8 protein-coding genes are annotated in these 6,870 nt (G+C 67.5%); all 8 read left to right on the top strand.

The window, feature by feature from the left end; genetic code table 11:
* Positions 1-367: 367 nt before the first annotated feature.
* The 8 genes from RTO53_RS10775 (at position 368) to RTO53_RS10740 (ending at position 6,827) form a co-directional block, all read left to right on the top strand.
* Positions 368-901, top strand: a complete 534-nt coding sequence (locus RTO53_RS10775) for a flagellar basal body-associated FliL family protein (RefSeq protein ID WP_312237786.1) — start codon at positions 368-370, stop codon at positions 899-901.
* A gap of 9 nt (positions 902-910) precedes the next feature.
* The gene (gene fliM, locus RTO53_RS10770) at positions 911-1,918 is read left to right on the top strand and encodes a flagellar motor switch protein FliM (protein ID WP_312237785.1); all 1,008 of its coding nucleotides are present in this window, start codon (positions 911-913) and stop codon (positions 1,916-1,918) included.
* Complete coding sequence (gene fliN / locus RTO53_RS10765) at positions 1,915-2,253, top strand: flagellar motor switch protein FliN (protein WP_312237784.1); 339 nt, start codon at positions 1,915-1,917, stop codon at positions 2,251-2,253. Before fliM ends, fliN begins: the two co-directional genes overlap by 4 nt.
* On the top strand, positions 2,250-2,651 hold the full coding sequence (fliO, locus tag RTO53_RS10760; RefSeq protein WP_312237783.1) for a flagellar biosynthetic protein FliO: 402 nt from the start codon (positions 2,250-2,252) through the stop codon (positions 2,649-2,651). Before fliN ends, fliO begins: the two co-directional genes overlap by 4 nt.
* 2 nt (positions 2,652-2,653) lie before the next feature.
* Complete coding sequence (fliP, locus tag RTO53_RS10755; protein ID WP_312237782.1) at positions 2,654-3,439, top strand: flagellar type III secretion system pore protein FliP; 786 nt, start codon at positions 2,654-2,656, stop codon at positions 3,437-3,439.
* A 1-nt stretch (position 3,440) separates the two neighbouring features.
* Complete coding sequence (locus RTO53_RS10750) at positions 3,441-3,710, top strand: flagellar biosynthetic protein FliQ (protein ID WP_038688486.1); 270 nt, start codon at positions 3,441-3,443, stop codon at positions 3,708-3,710.
* A 5-nt stretch (positions 3,711-3,715) separates the two neighbouring features.
* Positions 3,716-4,507, top strand: a complete 792-nt coding sequence (fliR, locus tag RTO53_RS10745) for a flagellar biosynthetic protein FliR (protein WP_312237781.1) — start codon at positions 3,716-3,718, stop codon at positions 4,505-4,507.
* Between the two features lie 175 nt (positions 4,508-4,682).
* The gene (locus RTO53_RS10740) at positions 4,683-6,827 is read left to right on the top strand and encodes an EAL domain-containing protein (RefSeq protein WP_312237780.1); all 2,145 of its coding nucleotides are present in this window, start codon (positions 4,683-4,685) and stop codon (positions 6,825-6,827) included.
* Positions 6,828-6,870 lie beyond the last annotated feature (43 nt).

Genomic DNA, 6,870 nt, shown 5'->3' with positions numbered 1-6,870 from the left:
GGACAGGGTCGGTAAAGCCTCAGCCACACGTGGCGTGGCTCTACGATTCGGGTCGGGCGTGGTCGGTAAGGCCTCAGCCACGCATGGCGTGGCTCTACGTTTCGGGTCGGACTTGGTCGGTAAAGCCTCAGCCACGCGTGGCGTGGCTCTACGATTCGGGTCGGGCATGGTCGGTACGGCCTCAGCCACGCGTGGCGTGGCTCTACGCGGGGGCGGATGGACGGGTAGAGCCACGCCATGCGTGGCTGCATTCCGTTCCGGCCACGCATGCGCGTAACACCCCGCCGCCGCCACGCCGCCAGAAACCCGACGCGCCTCGTCCCCGGCATTCAGGCACGCGCTTTGCATGTAGCCAGGAAGCAATCCAATGGAGCTTCCCCTCGTGGCCGCAGCCGCCGACAAAACCAAGAAATCCGCCGACAAGGACAAGGCCGCCAAGCCGCGCAGTCCGTTGTTGATCACTGCCCTGGTGGCCGTGCTGGCTGCCGGCGCCGCCGGTGGCGGTGCGTGGTATTTCGCCACCGCGTCCCAGCACGATGCCAAGGCGGCCAAGCCCGCCGCCAGCAAGGCCGTGCCGGCCCCGGCGCAGTACTTCGGGCTGGAGCCGCCGTTCGTGGTCAACCTCAACAGCAGCTTCGACGGCCCGCGCTATCTGCAGGTCGAAGTGCAGCTGATGACCCGCGACCCGGCCGCGCTGGAGGCGATCAAGCTGCATGCACCGGCCATCCGCGCCAAGCTGCTGATGCTGTTCTCGCAGGTCGAGCCGACCCAGATCGCCGACCGTGCCGGCAAGGAACGCCTGCAGGCCGATTCGCTGGCCGAAGTGCAGAAGCTGCTCAAGGCCGAAACCGGCAACAAGGGCGCCGACGAACTGCTTTTCACCAGCTTCGTCACCCAGTAAGGGCACACCATGAATGACCTGCTTTCCCAGGACGAGATCGATGCGCTGTTGCACGGCGTGGATTCGGGTGCGGTCGAAACCGATGTGGATGCCCCAACCCCGGGCGAGGCGCGCAATTACGATTTCGCCAGCCAGGACCGCATCATCCGTGGGCGCATGCCGACCCTGGAGATGGTCAACGAGCGCTTCGCGCGCCTGTGGCGGATCGGCCTGTTCAACCTGATCCGGCGCTCGGCCGAGCTGTCGGTGCGCGGCATCGAGCTGATCAAGTTCAACGACTACATGCACTCGCTGTACGTGCCGACCAACCTCAACCTGATCCGCTTCAAGCCGCTGCGCGGTACCGGGCTGATCGTGTTCGAACCCACGTTGGTGTTCGCCATCGTCGACAACTTCTTCGGCGGCGACGGACGCTACCCGACCCGCATCGAAGGCCGCGAGTTCACCGCGACCGAAATGCGCGTCATCCACCTGCTGCTCAAGCAGACTTTCGCCGACCTGCAGGAAGCCTGGGCGCCGGTGATGGACGTGGAGCTGGAGTACATCAACTCCGAGATCAACCCGCACTTCGCCAACATCGTCACCCCGCGCGAGTACGTGGTGGTGTGTCGCCTGCATGTCGAACTCGACGGCGGTGGCGGCGACATCCACGTCACCCTGCCCTACTCGATGCTCGAACCGATCCGCGAGCTGCTCGATGCCGGCATCCAGAGCGACCGCAACGACCGCGATGCCAGCTGGGGCGTGATGCTGCGCGAACAGCTCAACATCGCCGAAGTCACCCTGTCCAGCGTGCTGGCCACCAAGCGCATGAGCCTGCGCGAGCTGACCCGGCTGAAGATCGGCGACGTACTGCCGATCGAGCTGCCCAAGCAGGTGCCGGTGTGCGTGGAGAACGTCCCGGTGTTCACCGGTGAGTTCGGCGTCGCCAACGGTTTCAACGCGGTGAAGATCACCGCCACCCATCCGCCGGGCACCCGCCCGCGTGCTCCCGTACTGCAGGAAGACCCGCAATGAACGATATCGACACCAACGAACCGGCACCGGCGCAGTTCACCCAGCTGCAGTCCGACGACACCTCCGTCGGCGACGAACTCAACCTGGATGTGATCCTGGACGTGCCGGTGACGCTGTCGCTGGAAGTGGGCCGCGCGCGCCTGCCGATCCGCAACCTGCTGCAGCTCAACCAGGGCTCGGTGGTGGAACTGGAACGCGGCGCCGGCGAATCGCTGGACGTGTTCGTCAACGGCACCCTGATCGCGCATGGCGAAGTGGTGGTCATCAACGATCGCTTCGGCGTGCGTCTTACCGACGTGGTCAGCCCCAGCGAACGGATCCGGAGACTGCGTTGATCGCATCGCTGCTCATCGCCGCCGGCACCCCGGCGGCCAAGGTCGGCCAGCACGCGGCCGCCGCACCGAGCATGTTCGGTGCGGTGCTGGCGCTGCTGGCGGTACTGGCCCTGATCGTCGGCCTGGGCTGGCTGCTCAAGCGCATGCCCGGCAGCGGCTTCCGCCCGGCCGACGGCCTGCGCGTGGTGGCCAGCCTCAACGTCGGCGCCAAGGAGCGCGTGGTGGTAGTGGAAGTCAACGGTGAGCAGCTGCTGCTGGGCGTCACCGCCGGCGGCATCAACACCCTGCACCACCTGCCCGAGCCCCTGCCGACGCCCGTCCCGGCGCGCCTGCCCGACTTCAAAAAACTCCCGAATTTCGCCCAGCTGCTGCAACAGCGGCTGCGCAAGGAACCCTGATCATGCGTGGCCCGAACGCCTCCTGGACCCGTTACCTGCCGTTGCTGCTGACCCTGCTGCTGTGCGCGCTGCCCGCGCTGGCGATGGCCGCCCCCGGCCTGCCCGGCACCCCGTCGCTGCCGGACGTGAATGTCGGCAAGATCGGCGGCCAGGCGGTCAGCCTGCCGCTGCAGACCCTGCTGCTGATGACCGCGATCACCCTGATCCCGTCGATGCTGCTGGTGCTGACCGCCTTCACCCGCATCATCATCGTGCTCGGCCTGTTGCGCCAGGCGCTGGGCACCGGCCAGACCCCGTCCAACCAGGTGCTGCTCGGCCTGGCCCTGTTCCTCACCGCGATGGTGATGCTGCCGGTGTGGCAGAAGGCCTGGGGCAGCGGCATGGCACCCTATCTCAACGGTGAGATCGACTTCCAGACCGCCTGGACGCTGACCACCGCGCCGCTGCGCGCCTTCATGCTGGCGCAGATCCGCGAGACCGACCTGATGACCTGCGCCGGCATGGCCGGGCATGGCACCTATTCCGGCCCGGACGCGATTCCGTTCCCGGTGCTGGTGGCCTCCTTCGTCACCAGCGAGCTGAAGACCGCCTTCGAGATCGGCTTCCTGATCTTCATTCCGTTCGTGATCATCGACCTGGTCGTGGCCAGCGTCCTGATGTCGATGGGCATGATGATGCTGTCGCCGATGCTGGTCTCGGCACCGTTCAAGATCCTGCTGTTCGTGCTGGTCGATGGCTGGGTGCTGGTGGTGGGCACGCTGGCGGCCAGCTTCAACGCGGTGCAGTGACATGACCCCCGAACTTGCCCTGACCGAACTGCGTGGTGGCCTGATCGTGGTGCTGTGGGTCGCCGGCCCGCTGCTGCTCACCGTGCTGATCGTCGGCGTGGTGGTCGGCGTGGTGCAGGCCGCCACCCAGCTCAACGAGCCCACCATCGCCTTTGTCGCCAAGGCTGCTGCGCTTACCGCGGTGCTGTTCGCGCTCGGCAGCCTGCTGATCGGCCAGCTGGTGGAATACACCACGCTGCTGTTCCAGCGCATTCCCCACCTGATCGGGTAGCGGCGATGGATTCGGCCACCCAGATGGCAGCCGACGGCCTGCAGGCCTTCGGCATGATCGGCACCATCCTGTGGACCATGCTGCGCATCGGCGCGATGATCATGGCCATGCCGTTGATCGGCACGCGTGCGGTACCGGCGCGGGTGCGCGTGGTGCTGGCCGGCGCGCTGGCGGTGGCGTTGTCGCCGATTCTGCCACCGGTGCCGGCATGGACCGGTTTCGATGCGGCCACCGTGCTGGGCATCGCGCGCGAGCTGGCGATCGGCGTGTCGATCGGCTTCCTGCTGCGGCTGGTGTTCGAGGCCGGCGCGATGGCCGGCGAGCTGGTTGCACAGGGCACCGGCCTGGCCTTCGCGCAGATGAGCGATCCACTGCGCGGCGGCAGCTCGGGGGTGATCGGGCAATGGTTCTACCTGTTGTTCGGCCTGCTGTTTTTCAGCAGCAATGGCCACCTCGCATTGATCTCGCTGTTGATGGACAGTTACAAGGCGGTGCCGATTGGCGCGTCGCTGCCGGATGTCGATGCCTTCCTCAACGCGGCGCCGACCTTCGCACTGCAGGTATTCCGCGGCGCGCTCGGCCTCGCCCTGCCGCTGACGGTGGCGATGCTGGCCATCAACCTGGCCTTCGGCGTGCTCGCGCGTGCGGCGCCTGCGTTGAACCCGATCCAGCTTGGCCTGCCGGTAGCGCTGCTGTTGGGGCTGTTCCTGCTGACCGTGTTGGCGGGCGAAATGGGGCCGCCGGTGCAGCGTCTGTTCGATGCGGCCTTCCAGGCCGCCGACGGTGTCACCCATTGATTCACGCGACCCTCACGAAATAATGCGCGCAGCCACTTGCGAGCCCCCCCGGGGCTGGCGGTAGGCTGTGTGCACCGCCCGGCAACGCCGGTGTCGGTGGCCACGCACGCCGGGGATCGGCGCGCGTCGACCGGTCCAACCCGATCGCAGATGTGCTGGCCATGGAGAGTCATCGATGCTCATCGGCAGCTACACCCCGTCGTTGGTCGTGGTTTCGTTACTGGTCGCGATGCTGGCGTCCTTCACCGCACTGGACATGGCCAACCGGATCACTACCGCGCCCAGCCCCCGGTTGAGCGCGCTGTGGCTGGCCGGTGGCGGCTTCGCGATGGGCCTGGGCATCTGGTCCATGCACTTCATCGGCATGCTGGCGTTCCGCCTGCCCATCCCGCTCGGCTATGACGTGGGATGGACGGTGGTGTCCCTGCTGGCGGCGGTTGCCTCGTCGGTCTTTGCGTTGTGGCTGGTCTCGCGGCCTACGCTGCCGCATTCGCGGCTGGCCCTCGGTGCGCTGCTGATGGGCAGCGGCATCGCCTCGATGCACTACCTCGGCATGGCCGCCATGCGCATGCAACCGGGCATCGATTACCAGCCCGGCTGGCTGTGCGCATCGCTGCTGATCGCACTTGTCGCGTCGTGGACCGCCCTGTTCGTGGCGTTCCGACTGCGCATGAGCGAGCGCCGCCTGCGCCATCGAATCCTGCCGGCAGCACTGCTGGGGGTGGCCATCGTCGGCATGCACTACACCGGCATGGCAGCAGCGCGCTTCCCGGCCGACAGCATCTGCGGCGCGGCCACCGGCGATGGCCTGCAGGCGCAGTGGCTGGCGGCGGTGGTGCTGGTGCTCACCCTGGCCATTCTTGCGGTGGTGTTGATCGTGTCCTGGCTGGACCAGCGCATGCAGGCGCAGCTGCTGCGGCTGCGCAACGACCGTCTGCGCAGCTCGCTCGACGATGCGCAGGAAGAACTCACCCAGGCAGCCCTGCACGACCCGCTCACCCGCCTGCCTAACCGCCGCCTGCTGCAGCAGCGCATCGAACAGGCGCTGGCCGAGGCCGAACAGCGCAGCGGCCGCTTCGCCGTGCTGTTCATGGACCTGGACGGCTTCAAGCAGGTCAACGATGCCTACGGCCACCAGACCGGCGACGCGCTGCTGGTCGCGGTGGCCCAGCGCACCCGCCAGCTGCTGCGACCGGCCGACGTGCTGGCGCGGCTCGGCGGCGATGAGTTCGTGCTGGTGGTGCGCATCGACAATGACGAGGACATCGCCACCCTGGCCAGCCGCATCCTCCAGACCGTCGGTGGCGGCCCGCTGCTGCCCGACCACGAGCTGCAGGTCACCGCCAGCATCGGCATCGCCATCTGCCCCGACCATGCCGCCAGCGAACGCCAGTTGATGGCCTTCGCCGATGCGGCGATGTACCAGGCCAAGGAAGCCGGGCGCAACGCGTATGCGGTGTTCGCCGACTGGATGAACGACAGCGCCGAACAGCAGTTCCAATTGCTGGCCGACCTGCGCCGTGCCATCGGCACCGAGCAGCTGTTCCTGCACTACCAGCCGAAGATCCGCGTGGCCGGCCAGGGCGTCAGCGGCGCCGAGGCGCTGATCCGCTGGCGCCATCCGCAGCAGGGCCTGATTCCCCCGGACCGCTTCATCCGCCTGGCCGAACGCAGCGGCGTCATCAACGAGATCGGCCGCTGGGCGCTGGACGAGGCCTGCCGGCAGCTGCGCCAGTGGCAGGACGCGGGCCACGACAGCTGGACGGTGTCGGTGAACCTGTCGCCGATCCAGTTCAGCGCGCCGCACCTGCTGCAGGAGGTGCGCGACGTGCTCAGGAAGCATCGCCTGGAGCCCCGGCGACTGGTGCTGGAAATCACCGAAAGCACGGTCATGCGCGACACCGACGCCAGCCTCAAGCTGCTGCAGGCGATGGCCAGCCTGGGCGTGGGCATCTCCATCGACGATTTCGGCACCGGCTATTCCAGCCTGCTCTACCTCAAGCGCCTGCCCGCCACCGAGATCAAGATCGACCATGCCTTCGTGCGCGACCTGGAAAACAGCTCCGAAGACGTGGTGATCGTCTCGGCCATCGTGGCCCTTGGCCATGCGCTGGACATGGACATCGTCGCCGAAGGCGTGGAAACCGCCGGGCAGCGCGCGTACCTGGAGCGGCTGGGCTGCGACTATCTGCAGGGCTACCTGCTCGGCCGTCCCGTGGACCCGGCGCGCTTCATGCAGCTGCATGACCATCCGCGACCGCGGGTGGAGGTGGCGGCCGGATGGAAGCCGCAGGCACGGCCGGGCGCGGCGGCGGGCTAGCAGCACGCGCTGGAAATCGGCGGCTGCGCGCAATACCCTGCCC

This window comes from Stenotrophomonas sp. (assembly GCF_031995405.1).
GTDB lineage: Bacteria > Pseudomonadota > Gammaproteobacteria > Xanthomonadales > Xanthomonadaceae > Stenotrophomonas.
The sequence above is the reverse complement of the archived record's forward strand: the minus strand, read 5'-3'. Positions and strand labels throughout refer to the sequence as shown.

Coding starts and splice junctions, on each gene's coding strand:
- fliN (WP_312237784.1), top strand. CDS start 1,915: ATGAACGATATCGACACCAACGAACCGGCACCGGCGCAGTTCACCCAG.
- RTO53_RS10740 (WP_312237780.1), top strand. CDS start 4,683: ATGCTCATCGGCAGCTACACCCCGTCGTTGGTCGTGGTTTCGTTACTG.
- RTO53_RS10750 (WP_038688486.1), top strand. CDS start 3,441: ATGACCCCCGAACTTGCCCTGACCGAACTGCGTGGTGGCCTGATCGTG.
- fliR (WP_312237781.1), top strand. CDS start 3,716: ATGGATTCGGCCACCCAGATGGCAGCCGACGGCCTGCAGGCCTTCGGC.
- RTO53_RS10775 (WP_312237786.1), top strand. CDS start 368: ATGGAGCTTCCCCTCGTGGCCGCAGCCGCCGACAAAACCAAGAAATCC.
- fliM (WP_312237785.1), top strand. CDS start 911: ATGAATGACCTGCTTTCCCAGGACGAGATCGATGCGCTGTTGCACGGC.
- fliP (WP_312237782.1), top strand. CDS start 2,654: ATGCGTGGCCCGAACGCCTCCTGGACCCGTTACCTGCCGTTGCTGCTG.